Raw genomic sequence first — 21,264 nt, 5'->3', positions numbered from 1 at the left:
AGCTTCCCTATTAGCCTTTAGCCCGCTAAACGTTCAGCAGTTACGGGCTGGTACTCCTGTAACATTTCAACCGCGCGCTGGCATAATTTCAGATAAGACGTCAGCGTATTCGTCTGCCAGAGTTCCGTCAGGGCAGAATGGTGACGGATAAAGTTTTCCATCTCATTAAAACTTAACTGGTTTTGTTGTTTTAGAAACTTAGCAACAGCCTGACGCGGCAGCATATGGTGATTCGCCTGCTCTTTACACAACACAGGAATAGCTTTACACAACAGCTCGGTGTGCAGATACCAGACCGGAGCTTTTGCTTGTGTACGTCCGGCCTGATGCACCCTGGCCAGCAGTTGCTGGCTCTGCTCCTCAGCTAACCAAAAAGCCAGATGCTCTAATTGCACAGACTGCTGCTCAGCAAAATGCAATTGCACTTTCAACCGGTTTTGCATTTTGCCCAGCTGATCCAGCTTCAAGGCCAAAAACACTATAGGTGCAACCGCCAGCAGTACTAACAAGATCCACATCGACACAGCACTCCTTTTTCTGCTCCGACATCACTGAAAAAACTGCGGCACTTTACCAGAGCCGGGGGCAGAATCCTATGACAGAATCCGAACAAATCCTCGCCCCCGCCTCCGTCAGCCTCAGGAGCGTTTTTTCTGCTGAATATAGCGGCTGACTTGCTGCTCCAGAATGGATAAAGGCACGCTGCCATTGCCAAGCACTACCTCGTGAAACTCTCGCAAATCAAATTGAGAACCTAACTGGCTCTGAGCTTCTTTACGCAATCGTTTAATCGTCAGTTCACCTAACTTATAAGATAAAGCCTGAGCCGGCCAACTGATGTAACGGTCAATTTCTGTCGTCACGTTGTGCATAGACAAGGCGGTGTTACTGGCCAGAAAGTCAATAGCCTGTTGACGGCTCCAGCCCATGGTATGGATGCCGGTATCCACCACTAACCGCGCCGCACGCCACATCTCGTAGGTCAGACGACCAAAATCACTGTAGGGGTCCTGATAAAATCCCATTTCGATCCCCAAATACTCAGAATACAGCCCCCAACCTTCGCCAAAGGCAGAAGTATAAAAATTACGCCGGTATTCAGGTAACGAAGCCTGCTCCCGGGCCAATGAGATTTGTAAATGATGGCCTGGTACAGCCTCATGCAAGGTTAAGGCTTCTAATTCATACAAAGGCCGACGGTCCAACGCATAAGTATTGACCCAATAAAATCCTGCCCTGTCGTCTCTGTTGGTGCCCGCATAACGACCTGAAGTGTATTTAGGCGCAATTTCAGCTGGAACAGGCGCTACACCATAAGGGGTTCTCGGCAAAGTTTTGAAATACTTGGGTAACTCTGCATCTACTTTTTTCGCAATAAAAGAGGCTTCTTTTAATAGCTCGATGGAGCTTTTGGCATAAAACTGCGGGTCTGAACGCAAGAATTGGATAAATTCCGCAAAACTGCCCTGAAAACCAACAGCCTTGATGATGTCCTGCATTTCAGCACGAATACGGGCGACCTCTTTCAGCCCAGTCTGGTGCACCTGTTCAGGCGTAAGTTTTAAGGTAGTGTAATGTTCCAGTCTGTTCTGATAGTACTCACGGCCTGCAGGCCATTCGCTGGCCCCCACACTGTCACGCGCCCCGGGCAAATACTGTTGCTGCATAAACTGATAAAACGCCTGATATGCCGGATGGATCTGCTGCTGCACTATTTGCCTGGCCTGTTGTTGTAACTTGGCCCATTCGGTGTCATCGACAAAATCAGGTTGTTTGCTAAACGGCTGATAAAATATATTTTGTTCTGGCGTTGGGGTAATAAAGGCCAGAATTCCTTTATCAAAGCCAGTTAATACCGCTTTTGGCTGGGTCATACCGCTGGCTAAGCCCTGTTTCATCCAATCCGTCTGCTGCTGCATATAGACTGGGATAGTCGTTAACTTTTTCAGATAATCCCGATAATCCTGGACCTGTTTAAATTCAGTACCTGACACCATAAAAGCTAAATCACTGTGAAAACCCGACTCTGCGGTCAGGGGCATCATATGCGCCCCATAGTGATACTCGGAGATGGCGTCTTTGAGGCTGTAGCTTAATATGGCATGGTTGATTTTCTGCTGTTCAGTTAAGGCAGACAAATCCACTTGCTCTAGTTTGTCCAGCCACTGCTGGCGTTGTTTCGCCTGAGCCGCCAGCGTGGCCGCAGACATGTCGGGTAAACTGGTTTTACTACGATTGTGTAAATCTTTTTCAGCCTGCCATAGCTGATTGGCAAACTGATCAAAATCTGCTGGTTTATTTGCTGGACTGCTGCAGCCTGTGACGAATAAGGCAATGCAGAAAAACATGATGTTCGGACGCATTCTTTTTCTCCCTGGTGTTTTTCCTGATTCTACTCTGTTCAGTACTGAGGGCCAGCGCACCGGGCTTCGCTTTTTGGATGCTGACCGCAATAATCCGTACAAAACAGCTAAAAATGTCGTTTTTTAACCGACTATCTGCGCTTTTTTGCCCGATCAGAAAAAAAACTTAAAAAATAAGTCATTAATAAAGCTAGGGATGCAGACTTTTTCTAATAGATATGTCAGCTTAACAACATCAGGTTGCTTGCCTCTGTGTAAGTTTCGCGTAACATTAGGTTTTTAAGACTAAATTAGCAGTAGTATTTAGTGGAGTTGTGTTTGGCATGAAATATCAGGACTCAATCGAGCAGGCAAGTGAAAAGGCAGCGCTGACCGCCGCTTTTTTGCAGCGGCATCGTTTGGCAGCCCATCCGGTCAATTACACAGTGATCTATGAGTATATCAATGGTCAAAATGATGGATTATGTCAGGCCATCGAACAAAAACTTGCGGTACAAAGTAACTTTGATGACTTTGTTATGGCTGAACTTTATAGCCAATGGTTAAGCCCGCAGCACCAGCGGCAAGAAGAGCTGACCCGTCAGGTCACAACCATGTTGGCAAAATTGTCGGGCACCACAGATATCGCCAGCGAAGCCGTGCAACATTACATCGATGTGCTGGATCAGGCCTTGTTGGGTTTAGATCCACACAATGCCAACCGCAGCCGTGACAGTGTCAATAAAGTGATTAGCGCGACTTATGCCATCAAAGCCAGTCAGCAAAAACTTAAAGATCAACTCGACTTTTCTAATGAGCAGTGTCATGCGCTGCGCTCTGAGCTAGATCATCTGAAAAAAGAACGGCAGTTGGATCCGCTCACCGGCTTGTACAACAGATTAGCAATGCAGGAACATCTGGATTTATGGTTAACTGAAAATCCGGGCCGGCGTATTGCAGCCATAGCTGTGAATTTAGATCATTTTTCCCAATTTAATCAGGACTATGGTTTTGGTGTCGGTGATGTGATTTTAAGTAAAGTCGCCCGCAAGATCGCCAGTTATGTGCAGGAAAGTGGCTTACCTGTGCGCTCTGGTGGGGAAGAATTCCTGATTCTATTACCTGATGTGGATTTACGTACTGCTGGCGAAATCGCTGAGCAAGTGCGCAAAGGCGTAGAAAAATTACGGTTTGTCTCAGCAAAAAGCAAAAAAACTTTACCGAAAATCACCATCTCCTTAGGGGTCAGCATCTACAACACGGCGGAAAACTGGCACCAATTTTTATCACGCAGCAGCAAAGTGCTGCAGGAGGCCAAAGTGCGTGGCCGTAATCAGGTTGCAACAGAGCTGATGCTGGCCAATTAAGCTATGGCCAGCTTGCTGAAAGAGGTTTTTAACAAGGCATTTTTGCAGCAACTTTCCGCTCTGTGCCAGCACCATTGTCCTGCTTTTGACACCGAAACATTTTTGCAGCACACCCAAGGCTCTGACTGGGATCAATTGGAACTCAAGGCCAGAGTTCGCTGCATCAGTCAGGCCCTGCACCAAAGTCTGCATTTAGATTACGCAGACGCTATCGCCATATTAATTCCGATCAGCAGCCATTTTTCCGGTTTGCAGGGTTTTGTGTTTGCCGACTATGTTGAAGTCTATGGACTGAATGCCCCTGCTACATCGTTTCAGGCTTTGGCTCATTTCACCTGTTTTTCGACTGGTGAGTTTGCTATCCGGCCCTTTTTTCTGCGTTACCCTGAACTTACCTTGAATCAAATGAAAGCCTGGGCTGGCTCTGACAATCTGCATTTACGCCGCTTGGCCAGTGAAGGTGCCCGGCCCCGTTTGCCTTGGGGCATGGCACTGAAAAACTTCAAAAAAGACCCAAGCCCTTTAGTGCCTATTCTGGAACAACTGAAAACAGATCAACAACCTTATGTGCAGCGCAGTGTGGCGAACCATTTAAATGATATCAGCAAAGATAATCCCGAGCTGGTGCTCGATCTGGCACAGCGTTGGTGTGGGCAGCATCAAATCACCGACTGGATCATCAAACATGCATTAAGGGGACTGCTCAAACAAGGACATCCCCGCGCTCTGAGCCTGTTTGGCCTGCAACAGTTACCTTTGCAGCTCCAGCTAACACTGGTCAATGCCACAGTTTCAGCAGAACAGCCGTTGCATTTTGCCATCGAGCTGACAGGTCCATCGCCACTGGACGCCAAACTGAGGCTGGAGTACAAAATTGGTTACCGGAAAAAATCCGGTCAGTTAAATTACAAGGTATTTCAGTTAAGCAACAAAGCCTGGACAGGTCAGACGCTGCGGTTTGAACGCCGTCACGCTTTTGTCGACTTAACCACCCGTAAACATTATCCGGGCCAACACCATCTGCAAATTATGCTGAACGGCCATTGTCACGCCGAGAGCTTTTTTGACCTTGTGGTCAATTGATCTGAAACAGTCAGAGCAGCATAAAACTGCAGGATAAGTTGGCGGAAGCCGCCGAATCTTTTACACTAGCGCCACTTTAGTTCACAACGAACAGCCCAAGGCTTTTTTATGACTGACCAGCAACCTGATAGCACTCATTTTGGCTTCAAAACCGTTAAGCAAGCGGAAAAAGTCTCGCTTGTGGCCAATGTATTCCATTCTGTTGCGGCCAAATACGATCTGATGAACGACGTGATGTCGATGGGCATTCACCGGCTGTGGAAAAGGTTTACCATAGACTGTAGCGGTGTGCGGCCAGGGCATCAGGTACTGGACTTAGCCGGTGGCACTGGTGATATCACGGCGCTGTTTTCTAAAAGAGTAGGCCCGACCGGGAAAGTCATTTTGGCCGACATTAACGAGTCTATGCTCAACGTTGGCCGCGATAAGCTGCGCGACTTAGGTCTGGTCAATAATATCGACTATGTGCAAGCCAATGCCGAAGCCTTGCCTTTTGCCGACAACAGCTTTGATATCATCAGCATAGGTTTTGGTCTGCGGAATGTCACCGACAAGGATGCGGCGTTACGTTCTATGTATAGGGTATTGAAACCTGGTGGTCGTTTACTGGTGCTGGAGTTCTCCAAACCTGAATACGAGTGGCTGAGTAAAGTCTATGACCTGTATTCCTTCAAACTACTGCCTGCTATTGGTGGTCTGGTCGCTAACGATAAAGAAAGTTATCAGTATCTGGCAGAGTCTATCCGGATGCATCCGGACCAGGACACCTTAAAACAGATGATGGAAACCGCAGGTTTTGAACATGTCAGCTACCACAACCTGACCGGCGGTATAGTGGCTCTGCATAAAGGTTATAAATTCTGATGTTGAGTTTAGTGCCACAACTAATCTGCGCTACGCTGGAAAAGGTGCTGCACAAAGTAGTGGCGATGGACCCCGCCTCCCCGGTCTTATTACAAAAAGTACAAGGCAAACAACTGGCTTTACAGTTACAGGAGCTACCCTGGCGTTTTGTTTTGTCGGCTACAGCAGAGACCTTGTTACTGAATCAGCACAACGAAAAAGTCGATTGTGTGATAGCCACCGATCTGGCTACTTTGCAAAAACTGAATGACCCCAGTCAGTTAACCCGTCTGATTAAACAAGACAAGTTACAAATTGAAGGTGACCTGCAGGTCGCCCAGCAATTCAGTTCCCTGCTCCAACAACTGGATCCGGACTGGGAGCAGCAGCTATCGCACTGGTTAGGGGACGCTCTGGCGCACAAAGTAGCGGTCGGCATTAAGCAGTTACATCTTTATATCCAAACGCAGTTACAACAACTGACACAGGCGACAGTGGAACTGGCCCAGGATGAACTGGCTTTGAGTCCGACTCAGGCTGAAATCAATCAGTTCAGTCGCGATGTTAGTCAGTTACAAGCCCGCGTCGATCGATTAAGTCGTCACAACGCCTTCAGGCAGGAGTAATTTTGGGTCTGCGTCGTTTTTATCACATCTTAAAGACTCTGTTGCAGTACGGACTGGATCAACTGGTCCCCATTGCCTGGCAGCCCTGGTATTTCCGCACTGCCCGCAGCGCCGCTTTTTGGTTAAGAAATCAATACCCGGATAAAACCGAAGGCGAGCGTTTACGTTTAGCCTTACAGCAACTCGGACCGGTTTGGGTCAAGTTTGGTCAGATGTTATCGACCCGCCGTGATCTATTCCCTGCGCAGTGGGTCGACGAGCTTGCCAAACTGCAGGACAAAGTCGAGGCTTTTCCGGGCGATCAGGCCAGACAGTTGATTATTCAGCAATTAGGTTTAACTCAGATCACCGACTTGTTTGAACAGTTTGATGAAACACCGCTGGCTTCTGCGTCGATCGCCCAGGTGCACACAGCTCAGCTCAAACAAGCAGATGGTCGTCTGGCTGATGTTGTGATCAAAGTGATTCGGCCCGATATCAGACCACAAATTCTGGCGGATTTAGAGCTGATGGAGGCCTTGGCTGATTTAGTCGCCCGTTATCTGCCCGATGGCAAAAGATTACGTCCAAAAGAAGTGGTAGCTGAATACCGAAAAACCATTCTGGATGAGCTGGATTTACAACGTGAAGCCGCTAATGCCATTCAATTAAGACGTAACTTTGAAGGTTCCGACTCCCTGTATATTCCTTATGTTTACGCCGATCATAGCAGGTCAGGCGTGATGGTAATGGAACGGATTTATGGTATCGCGGTTTCGGACCTGCCCGCATTGCGCGCTCAGGGCACCAATCTGGAACTGCTGGCCAAACGTGGCGTAGAAGTGTTTTTCACCCAGGTGTTTCGTGACAGCTTTTTCCACGCCGATATGCATCCTGGTAATATTTTTGTCTCCTTTGAAACGCCGGACAACCCAAAATACATCGGCATAGACTGCGGCATAGTGGGCACCTTAAATAAAGAAGATAAACGCTATCTGGCGGAAAACTTTGTGGCCTTTTTTAATCGCGACTACTTAAAAGTAGCCCAATTGCATGTGGATTCGGGTTGGGTACCGGCAGATACCAGCGTGGAAGAATTTGAAAGTGCCATCCGCACTGTCTGCGAGCCTATTTTCCAGAAACCATTACAGGATATCTCTTTTGGGCAGGTGCTGTTTAACCTGTTTAATACCGCCCGTCGTTTTAATATGCAGGTTCAGCCGCAACTGGTATTGTTACAAAAAACCCTGCTGTATATTGAGGGTTTAGGACGTCAGTTGTATCCACAACTGGATTTATGGCAAACCGCCAAACCATTTCTGGAAAACTGGGTCCAACAGCAGATGGGGCCAGCCGCTTTATGGCGTGAATTGAAAGCCAATTTACCTTTCTGGGCAGAAAAAATGCCAGAAATGCCGGGGTTGCTGCATCACTACTTGCAACAGGGCCCGAAACAGCAGGCTCAGTTCATCGCTCAACTGCAGCAAGTCCAGGCACAACAGCAGCACCAGACGAAAAAACTGGCCAACGCAGTGCTGGCAGGTTGCAGTTTATTAGCGGCTGTCTTATTACTGACATCTGGCTGGTCTATAACTGCGGCGGTGCTGGCGCTGATTGCTCTGGTTTTTTGTGTTAAAAGTTAACCGTGGGGCTATCAGGCCCGTTCTATGTTTGAATAGTAAAGGAGAATAACATGGGTTTTGGTGGCATTAGTATTTGGCAGTTATTGATCATCCTGGTGATTATTGTCCTGCTGTTCGGTACCAAGCGTTTGCGTGGTATAGGCGCAGATTTAGGTTCGGCCATCAAGGGGTTCCGTAACTCAGTCAAAGACCCGGAAGACTCTGCAGAACAGCCAGCGCAGACAGTACAGCCTCAGCAACCACAGCCACAGTTAAAGGCTGAGGTTAAAGACACGGCGCCAGCCAGCACTGAACAACCTAAAACTCCTGAACAGCGCTAAATGAGCTTTTGGGAATTAGTGGTTATCGCTGTGGTTGCACTGCTGGTGTTGGGCCCGGAGCGCTTACCGGGTGCAATCCGCAGTGTCAGCGGCTTTATTCGAAATGTAAAACAATTTGGCCAGCAAATGCAGGCTGAGTTGAATGATGAGTTACGGGTACAGGAACTGCACGATAAGTTAAAACAAGCCGAAGAGAAAGGCTTGTTAAACCTGACGACCGAAGAAATGCAGGCGATAGCTGAGCTGCGACAGGCGGCGGCTGATGTGACCAATCCTTATCCGCCAACAAACACTACGACACAAGCGCAGCAGGCAGCACCAGCGACACCACAGTCCGAAGTGGTCACCCCCCTTTCTTCCGTTTCAACAAATCCAGTAGTAACAGATGACAAAAACCACAAATCCTAACAGCCTGTTGGGGCACCTGATTGAATTGCGTCGCAGGCTGTTAAATACAGTTCTGGCGGTGCTTTTGGTGTTTATTTCTCTGGCTTATTTTGCTGCTGACATTTATCACCTGATGGCTTCACCTTTGATGGCTGTGTTGCCAACGGGAGCCTCCATGATAGCCACGGATGTGGCCGCCCCCTTTTTTGCTCCTTTTAAGCTGACTTTTATTGTCGCTTTATGCCTGACAGTGCCTTATATGCTGTGGCAAATCTGGTTATTTGTTGCCCCTGCTCTTTATCAAAAAGAAAAACATCTGGTGGCGCCGCTGATCATCTCCAGCACCCTGCTGTTTTACTGCGGTATCGCCTTTGCATACTTCGTGGTTTTCCCTCTAGTGTTTGGTTTTTTCACCAGCGTCGCGCCGGAAGGGGTGACCATAGCCACAGATATCAGCAGCTACCTCGATTTTGTTTTAAAACTTTTTTTCGCTTTTGGTTTATCTTTTGAAATTCCGGTCGCTGTATTGTTATTGGTATGGACAGGCGCAGTAACCAGACAGCAACTGATAGAAAAACGCCCTTACTTTATTGTATTTGCTTTTATCATCGGCATGCTGCTCACACCGCCAGATGTCTTGTCACAAACCCTGCTGGCCGTGCCTATGTGTTTATTGTACGAGCTCGGTATCTGGCTGAGCAGATTTTATGTCAGCAGATCTGATGACGATAACGAAGCAGACAACGGAGTTTAATGCCTGATGATGAAATACCTTTTACCACTATGCTTAGTGGTCTTGCCTTGCTCTGGTATGGCAAGTTCACTGGAATCAGCCTTGATAGCCTGTAAAAAGTTGCCTGATAAGACACAACGTCTGGCCTGTTTTGATCAAATTCAGCTTCCCTCTCCAACGACAGGCTCAGACACAGAAACAACAGGTCCTGCAGAGACAGCGCAAGGTCAGGCTGTGTTGACTGAAGATGATTTTGGTCTTGAGCACAAAGCTGCAGTTAAAGATAAATTGCAATCAACTGTACCTATGGTACTGAAAAATATCAGTAAAACTCCCTTCGGTTTACAGATATTCAGCTTTGAAAATGCACAGGTCTGGCGTCAGGTGACGAAAGAGAGCTTTAACGCCAAAGTAGGGAAAACCTACATCCTGGAACGCGGATCTTTAAATTCATTTTTTCTGAGCGAAGAAGGCAGCGGCAGAAAAACCAGAGTCCGTCGGGATAAATAGTGCCTGCACTTTTTGACATTGGTGTGAATTTATTCAGTTCGCAATTTTATGCTGACCGCGCCGAGGTCATTCAGCGGGCCAAAGCAGAAAATGTGCAGCGTTTATTGCTGATCAGCAGCGATCTGGCGGAAACTGAACAAAATTCAAATTACAGCCATGCTCAGAGTGGATTGTATTGTACCGCTGGTGTGCATCCTCACGCGGCGGCCGACGTGGCTGACAACTGGATTGCGCAGTTAGTCCAGCTCAGCCGACACCACAAAGTCGTCGCTATTGGTGAGTGCGGGCTGGATTTCAACAGAGATTTCTCCCCCAGGGCACAGCAAATCGACGTATTCGAACAGCAATTACAACTGGCAAAACAGCTAAACAAAGCGGTGTATTTGCATGAGAGAGACGCATTCGACACACAACTGGCGTTGCTAAAGCAGCATCATATTGGCCATGGGGTAGCGCATTGTTTTACCGGCGACCAACAACAAATGCGCAGTTATCTCGATCTGGGATTGCATATAGGTATCACCGGCTGGTTATGCGACGAGCGGCGTCATCAGCAGTTGCTTGACGCTGTGCAGTACCTGCCTTTGGACCGGCTGCTGATAGAAACTGATGCACCTTATCTGTTACCCCGGACTTTACTGGCAAAGCCAAAAAATAGACGCAACGAACCTATGTACCTGCCTGAAATCGTCAGGTACATAGCGCAGATCACTGGTCATCAACCAGAACAAATCCAGCAAATCTGCTGGCAAAATAGCTGCGAAGTATTTAACTTGCCACAGGACTGCAGCCATGCTGATTGATACCTTGTTACAGCAATGGCCGCTTGTGCTGGCCGCTGCATTGGCTGGCTCAGTACTGACGGCATTGCTGGCCTGGCTTTTGTTTTATCTGCAGCAGAAAAAATGGCAGATCACGGTCGCAGACCAACTGGAAGACAGCATTCAGCAACGTACTCTCGAATTACAAATCACACTGACCGAATTGGCCGAGAAAAATAAGCTACTGGAGCAACAAAATACTCTGGATGCTTTAACCGGGGTGCGCAACCGAGCTTTTTTCGATCAGAAGCTCAACGCGGAAATAAAGCGTAGCCGTCGTGAACGCAGCACTTTGGGTTTATTGATGATCGACATCGATCACTTTAAAGCCATCAACGACAAACATGGCCATTTAGTCGGCGATCTGGTGATTAAACAGGTTGCACATCGGCTGCAACAAGAGCTGAAACGCAGCACAGATCACTTGTGCCGTTATGGCGGTGAAGAGTTTGCGATCATCTTACCCAACACCGAGATTGAGGGTGCTCTGGTATTGGCCGAACAGCTACGTTTGCGCCTGGCTTCTGAGCCGATAAGGCATCAAGAACTGGAGCTGTTTGTTAGTAGTAGCATAGGTTGCTACGCGGCCGTCGCTGAAATTCACAGTGTCAGCACAGATTTTATTCAGGCCGCAGATACCGCACTTTATCAGGCTAAACATCAAGGCAGAAACAGGGTAGTCTCATCAGCCTTGTCTCAGCCAGAGATCACAGTACAGGAGACTCCAGATGAGTCAGTTTAATGAATATTTTCCAGCCAGCCGTTTACGCCGTATGCGCCAGTCCGATTTCAGCCGCCGTTTAATGGCAGAAAACCGCGTTACTGTCGATGATTTGATTTATCCGATGTTTATTGTTGAAGGCGAAAATCAGCGCCAGGCGATCCCTTCGATGCCCGGCATTGAACGTCTGTCGCTGGATTTATTGCTGGAAGAAGCGAAAGAGCTGGTGGCTTTAGGTATTCCGGCTATTGCGCTCTTTCCTGTCACTCCGGCAGATAAAAAATCGCTGATGGCCGAAGAAGCTTACAACCCGGATGCCTTGGCGCAACGGGCGGCCCGTATGCTGAAACAGCATCTGCCTGAACTTGGCTTAATTATGGACGTGGCGTTAGACCCTTTCACCACCCACGGTCAGGACGGCATTATTGATGAATCCGGCTATGTGCTCAATGACATCACTACAGAAATACTGGTCAAACAGGCGTTGTCTCATGCAGCAGCAGGCGCTGACGTTGTTGCCCCATCCGATATGATGGATGGCCGTATCGGTGCTATCCGTTCTGCTTTAGAAGCAGAAGGTTATGTAAATACCAAAATTATGGCGTATTCAGCTAAGTATGCTTCTGCTTATTACGGGCCTTTCCGTGATGCAGTTGGCTCAGCAGGTAATCTAAAAGGCGGCAATAAAAAGTCCTATCAGATGGACCCAGCCAACAGCAACGAGGCTTTACGTGAAGTAGCTTTGGATTTGGAGGAAGGCGCGGACATGGTAATGGTTAAACCAGGCATGCCTTATCTGGATATAGTTCGCCGGGTGAAAGACGAATTCGGAGTACCTACTTTTGCTTATCAGGTCAGCGGTGAATACGCCATGCATATGGCGGCCATCCAAAACGGTTGGCTGGCGGAAGAAGCTATAGTCATGGAGTCTTTGCTGGCCTTTAAACGCGCCGGAGCCGATGGCATCCTGACCTACTTTGCGAAAAAAGCCGCGATCTGGCTACAAAGATAAAACACCAGGGTCAGAGCAAAGCTCTGGCCCTTTATTCGATGCTCAGTTGCCAACCGGCCTGCTGCTGATACTCCACTTCCTGTTCCAGTTCAGCCCGCATCAACGGATGATGATCGAGCCAGCCTTCGGGCAAGGTTAACGTCAGAGCTTCAGCTTGCGCTGTGATCTGTACTTCAGGTAATACCTCGTAGCGACGCCGCATTGATAAAATCACCGACAGCCGCAATAAGCGGGTTAACCGCACGGCCAACAGCACTGAGGTCATGGTTTGTTTCGATAAAATTTCTTTATGAATATCGGCTCTGTGGTTATACACCAGCGCCATCAGCAACTGCTGCTGCGCCCGGGTAAAGCCTGGCAGTTCGGCATGGCTGATAATATAAGCACCATGGTGGTGATGGTTTTTGTATTCGATCAGCAGGCCAAGCTCATGCAATAAAGCACCTGAGCGCAACATGGCTAAACCTTCAAAACTGGCTAAATTCCACTGCTGATGCAGTTGGGAAGCCAAAGTAGCCGCCATATCCGCCACCCGCTCTGCATGTTGCTGGTCGATGTAATACCGCACCATCATGCTTTGCATAGTACGGGCTCTGACATCCTGATGCTGTAACTGCGGTAACATGCTGTAAAGCACGCCCTCTCGCAAAGCCCCACCGGATAAGGTCATACCGCTAATATTCAGCACCCGAAACAGCGCTATTAAAATCGCTAAGCCAGAAGGGAAGACCTGCTTACGCTCCTGAGCTAAGCCCGGCAGATTCAGCTGATCCATATGACCACAGGCCAAAGCCTGCTGCATAATAGCCTCCAGTCGTGGCAAGGTAATGACTTCATCTTTGCCCTGACCTACTAAAATTTCCTGCATCGCCTGCACTGTACCAGACGCGCCGACCGCATTTTGCCAACCCTGCTGCAGGTACTGATCACTGACAGTACGGATTTCCTGTTCTGCGGCGGCTATAGCGGCATTGAAGTTGGCTTCGCTTAACTCGTTATTTTCAAAATAACGCTCAAGAAAAGTGACGCAGCCCATATTCAGACTAGACAATAACATCGGCTGAAAGCCTTGCCCTACTATGATTTCGGTCGAAGCACCGCCTATGTCGATTACCAGACGATTGGAATCACAATTGGAGGTATGAGCCACCCCCAAATAAATAATGCGGGCCTCTTCTTCGCCGGAAATCACCTGAATAGGCTGACCCAAAATAGCTTCGGCTTCAGCCAAAAAAGTTTTGACGTTACGGGCTAATCGCAGTGTAGCGGTACCCACAATACGAATATTTGCAGAAGGAATATCTTGCAGACGTTCAGCAAACAAAGCCAGGCATTCCCAGCCCCGGGTCATGGCTTGTTTACTAAGCACTAAACTGTCGTTTAAACCTGCGGCCAAACGTACTTTACGTTTGACCCGGCCTATCACCTGAACACTGCCGCCCACTACTTTCACCATCAACATGTGAAAGCTATTAGAGCCGAGATCGATCACAGCATAAATATCATTATGCTGTGTCGGTTTTCCTGCGCTGTCCATCGACTTAGCGCGGACGGCTACGTGGGTTTCTTGGCCCATTCGGATTGGGTCTTCCACCACTGCGAGCTTGTCCCGGACGACGTCTGACCCTTGGTTTAGGCACAGTTAAATCTTCCAGTAACGCTGTAGGGTCGTATTGAGTGACAGGGATAGCATGACGGATATAATCTTCAATAGCCGTCAAATTTAACGCATAACGCTCACAGGCAAAACTGATGGCTTTACCACTTTCACCAGCGCGACCAGTACGACCAATACGGTGTACATAGTCTTCACAATCATCCGGTAAGTCGTAGTTAAAGACATGACTAACCATAGGAATATGCAAACCGCGGGCAGCAACGTCTGTCGCCACCAGAATATCCAGTTTACCGCTGGTGAAATCCTCCAGAATACGTAAACGTTTTTTCTGGATCACATCGCCTGTGAGCAAACCAACACGGTGACCATCGGCTTCGAGCCAGGCGTAAATATCTTCACAGCAGTGTTTGGTGTTGGCAAAAACAATGGCTTTATCCGGCCATTCTTCTTCCATCAGCGTCAGTAACAACTTCATTTTGTGTTCGTCTGACGGATAAAATAATTCTTCAGAAATACGAGAGCCGGTCATTTGTTCAGGCGCCACATGGATATGCACGGGCTGGTTCATCTGCTCAAAGGCCAGTTCCTGCACTTTGTAAGACAAAGTGGCAGAGAACAATAAACTCAAACGCTCAGTCACAGGTGGCATGCGACGGAACATAAAACGGATGTCTTTGATAAAACCTAAATCGAACATACGATCGGCTTCATCCAGCACCACCACCTGGATTTGTGACAGGTCGTACAGGCCTTGTTTCAGGTAATCAATTAAGCGGCCTGTGGTGCCAATTAAAATATCTGCGCCCTGCTCCAACAATTGGCGTTGAGAATCATAGCCCTCGCCCCCATAAATCAAAGCAAGCTTTAAGCCGGATGTTTTGGCCAGAGCCTGAGCGTCATGATGGATCTGAACGGCCAGTTCGCGCGTAGGAGCCATAATGATGGCACGAGGTTGCCCCTTGGCCTTAGGCTCATGGGTTAACAAATGATGGAAAGTTGCCGTCAGAAAGGCGAGAGTTTTTCCCGTACCTGTTTGAGCCTGGCCCGCAATATCTTTGCCAGCTAACGCAAGAGGCAAACATTGAGCCTGGATTGGGGTACAATGGTCAAAACCTTGCGCAGCTAAAGCGGCAAGAACCTGTGGAGCCAATGCGAAATCGGCAAATTTATGCTGAGTTAAGTGTGTTTTATTCATACACGCTAAGCATAACCGTTACGCTTGCAATAAGAAACAGTCCGGATAAAATTGACAATACTTTTTTGCAGTTACACTACTGCCCAGCAATAACGGAGAATACAATGAGTGAACATATTCTGCAGGTGTCAGACGACAGCTTCGAAGCCGACGTGTTAAAAGCTGCTGCCCCTGTTCTGGTCGATTTTTGGGCTGAGTGGTGTGGTCCGTGCAAAATGATTGCACCTATCCTCAACGAAGTCGCACAAGAATACGCCGGCAAAGTGACAGTGGCGAAGGTCAATATCGACCACAACCCTGGCACACCACCAAAATTTGGTATTCGTGGTATCCCAACTTTACTGTTATTCAAAAACGGTCAGGTTGCAGCCACTAAAGTGGGTGCTTTATCTAAAACTCAGTTAAAAGAGTTTTTAGACAGCAATATCTAAGTCCCCGATAAAAAGGCGTATTTTTTATACGCCTTTTTGTTTTTTTCGGCTGGACGACTGAAAATTATCCTGCTAATGTGTAACGCAGCAACAAATCCCTGTAACCACGCTTTTCCGTTGACTAAACCTAAGCCTACTTCCTTTTAATCAGCGGCAAGCAATTTAATTCTGTTTGACCAACAAGAACCCATCATATGCATTTAACCGAACTAAAACTGAAGCCGATTAACGAGCTGGTTGATTTAGCCGAGTCTATGGGCCTGGAAAACATGGCCCGCTTACGTAAGCAAGACATTATCTTCGCTATCTTAAAATCGCACGCCAAAAACGGCGAAGAGATTTTTGGTGACGGCGTTGTTGAAATCCTGACCGATGGCTTCGGTTTCCTGCGTTCTTCTGACAGCTCTTATTTGGCTGGCCCGGACGATATTTACGTCTCTCCAAGTCAAATCAGACGCTTCAATCTGCGTACTGGTGACACCATTTCTGGCTTAATTCGCCCGCCAAAAGAAGGCGAGCGTTATTTTGCGCTGCTAAAAGTGAACGAAGTCAACTTCGGCCGCCCTGAGCAAGCCCGTAACAAAATTCTGTTTGAAAACTTAACACCGCTGCACGCCAATTCGCGCTTGCGGATGGAACGTGGTAACGGCAGTAAAGAAGATATCACAGCCCGCGTACTGGATCTGGCTTCCCCTATTGGCCGTGGTCAGCGTGGTTTGATAGTGGCACCACCAAAAGCAGGTAAAACTATCCTGCTGCAAAACATCGCCCAGTCTATCGCCGCTAACTACCCTGAATGTGTGCTGATGGTATTGCTGATCGATGAGCGTCCGGAAGAAGTCACCGAGATGCAGCGTCTGGTGAAAGGTGAAGTGGTCGCATCTACTTTCGACGAACCAGCCAGCCGTCACGTCCAGGTGGCTGAAATGGTGATTGAAAAAGCCAAACGTTTAGTCGAGCACAAAAAAGACGTGATTATTTTACTCGACTCTATCACCCGTTTAGCCCGTGCTTACAACACCGTGATCCCAAGCTCAGGCAAGGTTTTAACAGGTGGTGTCGATGCCAACGCTCTGCATAAACCAAAACGTTTCTTCGGTGCGGCCCGTAACGTCGAAGAAGGCGGCAGCTTAACCATTATCGCTACAGCCTTGGTCGATACAGGCTCGAAGATGGACGAAGTAATTTACGAAGAATTTAAAGGTACAGGTAATATGGAATTACACCTGTCGCGTAAAATTGCCGAACGCCGTGTGTTCCCGGCCATTGATTTCAACCGCTCAGGCACCCGCCGTGAAGAACTGCTGGCCTCCTCGGAAGAATTACAAAAAATGTGGATCCTGCGTAAAATCCTTAATCCAATGGACGAAACGGATTGCATGGAATTCCTGATCGATAAACTGTCGATGACCAAAACCAACGACGAGTTTTTCGAAGCCATGAAACGGCAGAAAAATAGTTAACCCCCCAAAACCGGCCTTGTTGCCGGTTTTTTTTATGTGAGAAAAAGCAGATGACAACCCCGCAGATCGTAGTCATTGGTGGTGGCGCTGGTGGACTGGAACTGGCAACCCGCCTTGGTAATAAATTTGGCCGTAAAGGCAAAGCGGCTATTACCCTGATTGACAGAAACCCGACTCATATCTGGAAACCTTTATTGCATGAAGTCGCCACCGGCACTCTGGATGTGGATATTGATCAGGTCACCTATCGCGCTCACGCCAGAGCACATGGTTTTGACTTTCAACTGGGCACTTTTACCGGCCTGAACCGAGCAGAACGACAGGTCACTTTAGCGCCGGTACTGGATGAAAGTGGTGAAGTGGTGCTGGAAGAACGCCGTATTCCTTATGACTATCTGGTACTGGCGATTGGCAGTGTGTCGAATCACTTTAATACGCCAGGAGTGCAGGAGCATTGTATTTTCCTCGACAGTCCATCACAGGCCAACAGGTTCCATCGTCGTCTGCTGGAAGCCTATTTGAAGCTGAACTCGCCTTTACACCCGAAAGAAAACCTGAATATCGCTATTGTAGGTGCAGGTGCAACTGGGGTTGAACTAGCGGCTGAGCTGCACCACGCCGCCGCAGAGCTGAATTTATACGGCTTTAACGACATGAAACGTGACCGGTTAAAAATCTCTGTGATTGAAGCTGGCCCACGTATTTTGCCTGCCTTACCAGAGCGCATAGCCGCTGCAGCCCACAAAGAGCTGTTAAATTTAGGCGTAGATGTGCGGGTCAATACCAAAGTCACAGCAGCAGACGAGCATGGCCTGCAGTTAGGGGACGAGCATTTACCGGCAGAGCTGATGGTTTGGGCTGCAGGCATTAAAGCGCCGGACTTCTTAAAAGACTTAGATGGTTTAGAAACCAACCGCATTAACCAACTGATGGTGTTGCCGACCCTACAAAGCAGTATCGACAGCCAGATTTATGTGATTGGTGACTGTGCAGGCTGTCCGCTGCCGGATAACAAATGGGTGCCACCACGGGCTCAGTCGGCGCACCAAATGGCCAGTCATGTCGCAAAAAATCTGACCGCGGCTTTGGCAGGTAAACCGCAATCGGCCTACCAATACAAAGATCATGGCTCACTGATATCTTTGAGTCGTTTTGGTACTGTCGGTAGCCTGATGGGCAATCTGGTGGGTGGCGCTATGATGATTGAAGGGCGGATCGCCCGTCTGGCCTATATCTCGTTGTATAGAATGCATCAGGTCGCCTTACATGGCTGGTTCCGCACTATGGTGATTTCAGTGATAGGGAAGATCAATAAAATCATCAGACCGCGCTTAAAGCTGCATTAACACCAGCTCACAGATCACTAAAGCGAGTTTCAGCTTGCTCTGGCACAAAAAGCCGGGTGTGCTGAAATTCGCCGTAATGAGGTTCCAGTAGCTGTTGTTCCTGCTCTGAGAACCAACGATACATCGCCTGCTTATATTCAGACTTTTGCTTTAATTGGCTTAAGGCCAGATCAATATCTTTGATCCAGTTTTTACCTGTTTCTGTTTTCGAACAACTGACATAGGTATATGAAAAATGAGGAATTTCAGCTATAGGTCTGAACTCTAGTTCTATCTCTTGTTTAGCTTCGATACTGAAGTAACGTAAACGATTCGGATAATCCACCACATAATCCACCCGCTTGGCCGCCAATAACTGCGCCGGATTCATAGTCGTCATCGAACTACCACCTAGATTACTGCCGATTTTATTGATCTGTGCCGCAATCACTATCGGATAGGCTCTGTCATTTTCGATCAGGCCAACAAGCTCAGGCTCTTGTACCAGGCGGTTCATCTGCACGGCCTGTTCTGGCTCCAGTCTGTTCAGTCGGTCATGCTGTGCAAGCATATTGATCGCCAGATTCGGCAATAATGCCGCAGGCTGTGAGAAGTAACTGCGTTTATCGCGCTCCGGTGTATAACGTAAACCAAAAGTGCAATGATTTTCGCTGGTGGTGGCCGACACTTTCACAATACGGGCCAGGTGAATTTGATGGATTTTATGCTGATACTGCGGCAGTGCTTCAATCAACTGTGCCAGCAGCAAGTCAAACGAGCCTTGCCCGGCATAAGCCCCTTCACTAATACGATAAGGCGGCCAATGGCTGGTGTACCATTGCATCACAGGTTGAGCTGACGCACTAAAGGCCCATAACATCAATGTGATACAACAACTTAACCTTTTCATCCCGCCTCCATCCCTAGAAGCCAGTACAGTAACAAATGCCTTTCAGAGCAACAAGGTCATTCGTCGCAAGTAAAAGCCAGACTCAGCAGCTTTTACTTGCGTCTTTTTCAAGGTTAATCAATGACTAAATGAATAACAGGATCGATAGTTACAGCAGTAGCTTCTATGCTCAAAGCGGCCAAATACTCCGCTTTTGCGTGTTCTGCAGCCTCTACCGTGTCGGCATGAACCCGCGCCAGTAAATCACCTGCAGCGACTTTGGCACCCAAGGCGGTTACATCACTGAAGCCCACCGCCATATTGATCTGTTGATCCGGATGCGCACGACCACCACCTAACCGCACCACGGCCATCCCAATAGCAGTGGTATCGGCTTTATTCAGATAACCCGCCACCGGAGCTTTGATATCCAACACTACTTTGGCTTTGGCCAGATACAGCTCTGGTTTCTCCAGTAAATCCGCAGGCCCGCCCTGAGCTGCCACCATTTTACTGAAAATTTCCGCAGCTTTCCCTGAAGTTAAACTCTGCTCCAGCGCCGCTATAGCACTGGTTTTGTCGTTAAATAAGCCACCTAATTGCAACATGCTGGCACCGAGCTCCAGGGTCACCTGATGCAAACGGGGTTCACGGTACTTACCAGTCAGATAATCCAGTGTTTCCAATATTTCCAGTGCGTTACCAGCGGTCGCACCCAGCGTCTGGTTCATATCGGTCAGCAGAGCCTGAGTCGGTACTCCCGCGCCCTTAGCCGTATTGACTATGCTTTTGGCTAAAGCAGACGCATCCGCGACATTTTTCATAATGGCGCCTGAGCCAATTTTTACATCCATCGTCAACGCCTGCAGGCCAGCCGCCAGCTTTTTCGACAAAATAGAGGCCGTAATTAAAGGAATAGATTCAACAGTCGCAGTGACATCACGGATTAAATACAAACGCCGGTCAGCAGGCGCTAACTCGCCACTTTGCGACACAATAACGCAACCTTGCTGTTTGACTAACTGCTGAATTTTATCCAAAGGCTGCTGGCACTGATAACCCGGTATGGCTTCGAGCTTGTCGATAGTGCCGCCGGTATGGCCTAACCCCCGACCTGCGATCATCGGCACATAAGCACCGCAAGCGGCAATCATAGGGGCCAGCATTAAGCTGACTTTATCCCCTACACCACCAGTGCTGTGTTTATCCACCACAGGGCCATCGAGCATCTCAGTCCAGTCCATCACAGCACCTGAATACTGCATGGCACGGGTTAAAGCCACAGTTTCTGCTGTGCTCATACCATTTAAGTAAATAGCCATCGCCAGAGCAGCCGTCTGGCCTTCACTGAAACTTTGGTCCGTTAAACCACGGACAAACTGCTGGATAGCGGCCTCGGTTAACGCGCCGCCATTACGTTTTTGTTTAATAATTTCCTGAGGTAATAACACAGTGAACTCCAGACTCAGAATTTTTTGCTATTGGCCAGAAACAACGGCGTGAAGGCACTAGGTAACAACTGCTCCAGTGTCCATTCCTGTTGTTGCTCTAAATGATTGCAGCTACGTACCGGGCTGTCTGGGGTAAAAAACTCGGCAATCACCTGACGACAGATACCGCAAGGTGGGGTGAGCTGATCTTGTGGCGTATAGACCATCAAACCAACAAACTGGCGCTCCCCGGCCACCACAGCAGCAGCAATGGCGTTACGCTCAGCACAAATAGTGCCGCCATACGAGGCATTTTCGACATTACAGCCCGTATAGATTTTGCCACTTTTGGCCTGAACTGCGACACCGACCGGAAACTTACTGTAAGGCGCATAGGCCTGTTCGGATGCTGCCTTGGCAGCGCGGGCTAATTCTGCCCATTGAATGCTTATTGTCATACTCTGATTTCTTACAGGTCATACGGCCTTAGGTTATGCGCCTAAAGCCGTTCAGAATCAAGAGCAAC

General features: G+C 48.3%; 22 protein-coding genes. 15 read left to right on the top strand and 7 right to left on the bottom strand.

The genetic code is table 11. The annotated features are described in order from the left end of the window. Positions 1-17 precede the first annotated feature (17 nt). Positions 18-518, bottom strand: a complete 501-nt coding sequence (locus SD53_RS04290; protein ID WP_046518990.1) for a hypothetical protein — start codon at positions 516-518, stop codon at positions 18-20. Positions 519-638: 120 nt separating this feature from the next. Then, a complete protein-coding gene (locus tag SD53_RS04285) occupies positions 639-2,363 on the bottom strand; it encodes a DUF885 domain-containing protein (protein ID WP_046518989.1) in 1,725 nt (574 codons plus the stop codon). Between the two features lie 323 nt (positions 2,364-2,686). On the opposite strand from SD53_RS04285, the gene SD53_RS04280 reads away from it, so the two are divergent. The 12 genes from SD53_RS04280 to hemB all read left to right on the top strand — a co-directional run bounded on the left by SD53_RS04280 (position 2,687) and on the right by hemB (position 12,387). After that, positions 2,687-3,709 (top strand): GGDEF domain-containing protein, encoded by a 1,023-nt coding sequence (locus SD53_RS04280; protein ID WP_046518988.1) that lies wholly within the window; start codon positions 2,687-2,689, stop codon positions 3,707-3,709. Between the two features lie 3 nt (positions 3,710-3,712). Next, a complete protein-coding gene (locus SD53_RS04275; RefSeq protein WP_046518987.1) occupies positions 3,713-4,792 on the top strand; it encodes a DNA alkylation repair protein in 1,080 nt (359 codons plus the stop codon). A 108-nt stretch (positions 4,793-4,900) separates the two neighbouring features. Next, positions 4,901-5,656 carry a bifunctional demethylmenaquinone methyltransferase/2-methoxy-6-polyprenyl-1,4-benzoquinol methylase UbiE gene (gene ubiE / locus SD53_RS04270; protein WP_046518986.1) on the top strand — a complete coding sequence of 252 codons (756 nt, stop codon included), beginning with the start codon at positions 4,901-4,903 and terminating at the stop codon, positions 5,654-5,656. Next, a complete protein-coding gene (locus tag SD53_RS04265) occupies positions 5,656-6,261 on the top strand; it encodes a ubiquinone biosynthesis accessory factor UbiJ (RefSeq protein WP_046518985.1) in 606 nt (201 codons plus the stop codon). Before ubiE ends, SD53_RS04265 begins: the two co-directional genes overlap by 1 nt. Before the next feature lie 2 nt (positions 6,262-6,263). Further along, entirely contained in the window at positions 6,264-7,883 is a 1,620-nt protein-coding gene (gene ubiB, locus SD53_RS04260) for a ubiquinone biosynthesis regulatory protein kinase UbiB (RefSeq protein WP_046518984.1), read from the top strand. A gap of 50 nt (positions 7,884-7,933) precedes the next feature. Continuing rightward, on the top strand, positions 7,934-8,203 hold the full coding sequence (gene tatA / locus SD53_RS04255) for a twin-arginine translocase TatA/TatE family subunit (RefSeq protein ID WP_046518983.1): 270 nt from the start codon (positions 7,934-7,936) through the stop codon (positions 8,201-8,203). Beyond that, positions 8,204-8,611, top strand: coding sequence for a Sec-independent protein translocase protein TatB (gene tatB, locus SD53_RS04250; protein WP_046518982.1), 408 nt, complete (start codon positions 8,204-8,206; stop codon positions 8,609-8,611). Beyond that, positions 8,589-9,344 carry a twin-arginine translocase subunit TatC gene (gene tatC / locus SD53_RS04245; protein WP_046518981.1) on the top strand — a complete coding sequence of 252 codons (756 nt, stop codon included), beginning with the start codon at positions 8,589-8,591 and terminating at the stop codon, positions 9,342-9,344. The genes tatB and tatC overlap by 23 nt, the downstream gene beginning before the upstream one ends. Before the next feature lie 6 nt (positions 9,345-9,350). Next, a complete protein-coding gene (locus tag SD53_RS04240; RefSeq protein ID WP_125060980.1) occupies positions 9,351-9,833 on the top strand; it encodes a hypothetical protein in 483 nt (160 codons plus the stop codon). Continuing rightward, complete coding sequence (locus tag SD53_RS04235) at positions 9,833-10,636, top strand: TatD family hydrolase (protein ID WP_046518979.1); 804 nt, start codon at positions 9,833-9,835, stop codon at positions 10,634-10,636. Before SD53_RS04240 ends, SD53_RS04235 begins: the two co-directional genes overlap by 1 nt. Further along, the gene (locus SD53_RS04230; protein WP_046518978.1) at positions 10,626-11,396 is read left to right on the top strand and encodes a GGDEF domain-containing protein; all 771 of its coding nucleotides are present in this window, start codon (positions 10,626-10,628) and stop codon (positions 11,394-11,396) included. The genes SD53_RS04235 and SD53_RS04230 overlap by 11 nt, the downstream gene beginning before the upstream one ends. Continuing rightward, entirely contained in the window at positions 11,383-12,387 is a 1,005-nt protein-coding gene (gene hemB / locus SD53_RS04225; protein ID WP_046518977.1) for a porphobilinogen synthase, read from the top strand. The genes SD53_RS04230 and hemB overlap by 14 nt, the downstream gene beginning before the upstream one ends. Positions 12,388-12,418: 31 nt before the next feature. On the opposite strand, the gene gppA is transcribed toward hemB, so the two are convergent. Beyond that, positions 12,419-13,963, bottom strand: coding sequence for a guanosine-5'-triphosphate,3'-diphosphate diphosphatase (gene gppA / locus SD53_RS04220; protein ID WP_366246837.1), 1,545 nt, complete (start codon positions 13,961-13,963; stop codon positions 12,419-12,421). Then, the gene (rhlB, locus tag SD53_RS04215; RefSeq protein ID WP_046518975.1) at positions 13,929-15,200 is read right to left on the bottom strand and encodes an ATP-dependent RNA helicase RhlB; all 1,272 of its coding nucleotides are present in this window, start codon (positions 15,198-15,200) and stop codon (positions 13,929-13,931) included. The genes gppA and rhlB overlap by 35 nt, the downstream gene beginning before the upstream one ends. A gap of 104 nt (positions 15,201-15,304) precedes the next feature. On the opposite strand from rhlB, the gene trxA reads away from it, so the two are divergent. The 3 genes from trxA to SD53_RS04200 all read left to right on the top strand — a co-directional run bounded on the left by trxA (position 15,305) and on the right by SD53_RS04200 (position 18,440). Beyond that, entirely contained in the window at positions 15,305-15,631 is a 327-nt protein-coding gene (gene trxA, locus SD53_RS04210; protein ID WP_046518974.1) for a thioredoxin TrxA, read from the top strand. 194 nt (positions 15,632-15,825) lie between these two features. Continuing rightward, positions 15,826-17,094 carry a transcription termination factor Rho gene (rho, locus tag SD53_RS04205; RefSeq protein WP_046518973.1) on the top strand — a complete coding sequence of 423 codons (1,269 nt, stop codon included), beginning with the start codon at positions 15,826-15,828 and terminating at the stop codon, positions 17,092-17,094. Positions 17,095-17,144: 50 nt separating this feature from the next. Then, the gene (locus SD53_RS04200) at positions 17,145-18,440 is read left to right on the top strand and encodes an NAD(P)/FAD-dependent oxidoreductase (protein WP_046518972.1); all 1,296 of its coding nucleotides are present in this window, start codon (positions 17,145-17,147) and stop codon (positions 18,438-18,440) included. Between the two features lie 7 nt (positions 18,441-18,447). Here SD53_RS04200 and SD53_RS04195 read toward each other — a convergent pair whose 3' ends face one another. From SD53_RS04195 to SD53_RS04185, 3 genes are all read right to left on the bottom strand, one after another. Beyond that, positions 18,448-19,329 carry a TIGR02285 family protein gene (locus SD53_RS04195; protein WP_046518971.1) on the bottom strand — a complete coding sequence of 294 codons (882 nt, stop codon included), beginning with the start codon at positions 19,327-19,329 and terminating at the stop codon, positions 18,448-18,450. Positions 19,330-19,442: 113 nt separating this feature from the next. Continuing rightward, the gene (deoA, locus tag SD53_RS04190; protein ID WP_046518970.1) at positions 19,443-20,759 is read right to left on the bottom strand and encodes a thymidine phosphorylase; all 1,317 of its coding nucleotides are present in this window, start codon (positions 20,757-20,759) and stop codon (positions 19,443-19,445) included. A 14-nt stretch (positions 20,760-20,773) separates the two neighbouring features. Continuing rightward, the gene (locus tag SD53_RS04185; protein WP_046518969.1) at positions 20,774-21,196 is read right to left on the bottom strand and encodes a cytidine deaminase; all 423 of its coding nucleotides are present in this window, start codon (positions 21,194-21,196) and stop codon (positions 20,774-20,776) included. Between the last annotated feature and the right edge of the window lie 68 nt (positions 21,197-21,264).

The organism is Rheinheimera mesophila (assembly GCF_000986865.1).
Taxonomy (GTDB): Bacteria; Pseudomonadota; Gammaproteobacteria; order Enterobacterales; family Alteromonadaceae; genus Pararheinheimera; species Pararheinheimera mesophila.
This window is presented reverse-complemented; position numbering and strand designations above follow the sequence as displayed.

Coding starts and splice junctions, on each gene's coding strand:
- tatA (WP_046518983.1), top strand. CDS start 7,934: ATGGGTTTTGGTGGCATTAGTATTTGGCAGTTATTGATCATCCTGGTG.
- SD53_RS04285 (WP_046518989.1), bottom strand. CDS start 2,363: ATGCGTCCGAACATCATGTTTTTCTGCATTGCCTTATTCGTCACAGGC.
- rhlB (WP_046518975.1), bottom strand. CDS start 15,200: ATGAATAAAACACACTTAACTCAGCATAAATTTGCCGATTTCGCATTG.
- SD53_RS04290 (WP_046518990.1), bottom strand. CDS start 518: ATGTGGATCTTGTTAGTACTGCTGGCGGTTGCACCTATAGTGTTTTTG.
- SD53_RS04230 (WP_046518978.1), top strand. CDS start 10,626: ATGCTGATTGATACCTTGTTACAGCAATGGCCGCTTGTGCTGGCCGCT.
- SD53_RS04265 (WP_046518985.1), top strand. CDS start 5,656: ATGTTGAGTTTAGTGCCACAACTAATCTGCGCTACGCTGGAAAAGGTG.
- SD53_RS04195 (WP_046518971.1), bottom strand. CDS start 19,329: ATGAAAAGGTTAAGTTGTTGTATCACATTGATGTTATGGGCCTTTAGT.
- rho (WP_046518973.1), top strand. CDS start 15,826: ATGCATTTAACCGAACTAAAACTGAAGCCGATTAACGAGCTGGTTGAT.
- SD53_RS04200 (WP_046518972.1), top strand. CDS start 17,145: ATGACAACCCCGCAGATCGTAGTCATTGGTGGTGGCGCTGGTGGACTG.
- hemB (WP_046518977.1), top strand. CDS start 11,383: ATGAGTCAGTTTAATGAATATTTTCCAGCCAGCCGTTTACGCCGTATG.
- tatC (WP_046518981.1), top strand. CDS start 8,589: ATGACAAAAACCACAAATCCTAACAGCCTGTTGGGGCACCTGATTGAA.
- SD53_RS04275 (WP_046518987.1), top strand. CDS start 3,713: ATGGCCAGCTTGCTGAAAGAGGTTTTTAACAAGGCATTTTTGCAGCAA.
- trxA (WP_046518974.1), top strand. CDS start 15,305: ATGAGTGAACATATTCTGCAGGTGTCAGACGACAGCTTCGAAGCCGAC.
- SD53_RS04240 (WP_125060980.1), top strand. CDS start 9,351: ATGATGAAATACCTTTTACCACTATGCTTAGTGGTCTTGCCTTGCTCT.
- SD53_RS04280 (WP_046518988.1), top strand. CDS start 2,687: ATGAAATATCAGGACTCAATCGAGCAGGCAAGTGAAAAGGCAGCGCTG.
- tatB (WP_046518982.1), top strand. CDS start 8,204: ATGAGCTTTTGGGAATTAGTGGTTATCGCTGTGGTTGCACTGCTGGTG.
- gppA (WP_366246837.1), bottom strand. CDS start 13,963: ATGGGCCAAGAAACCCACGTAGCCGTCCGCGCTAAGTCGATGGACAGC.
- ubiE (WP_046518986.1), top strand. CDS start 4,901: ATGACTGACCAGCAACCTGATAGCACTCATTTTGGCTTCAAAACCGTT.
- SD53_RS04185 (WP_046518969.1), bottom strand. CDS start 21,196: ATGACAATAAGCATTCAATGGGCAGAATTAGCCCGCGCTGCCAAGGCA.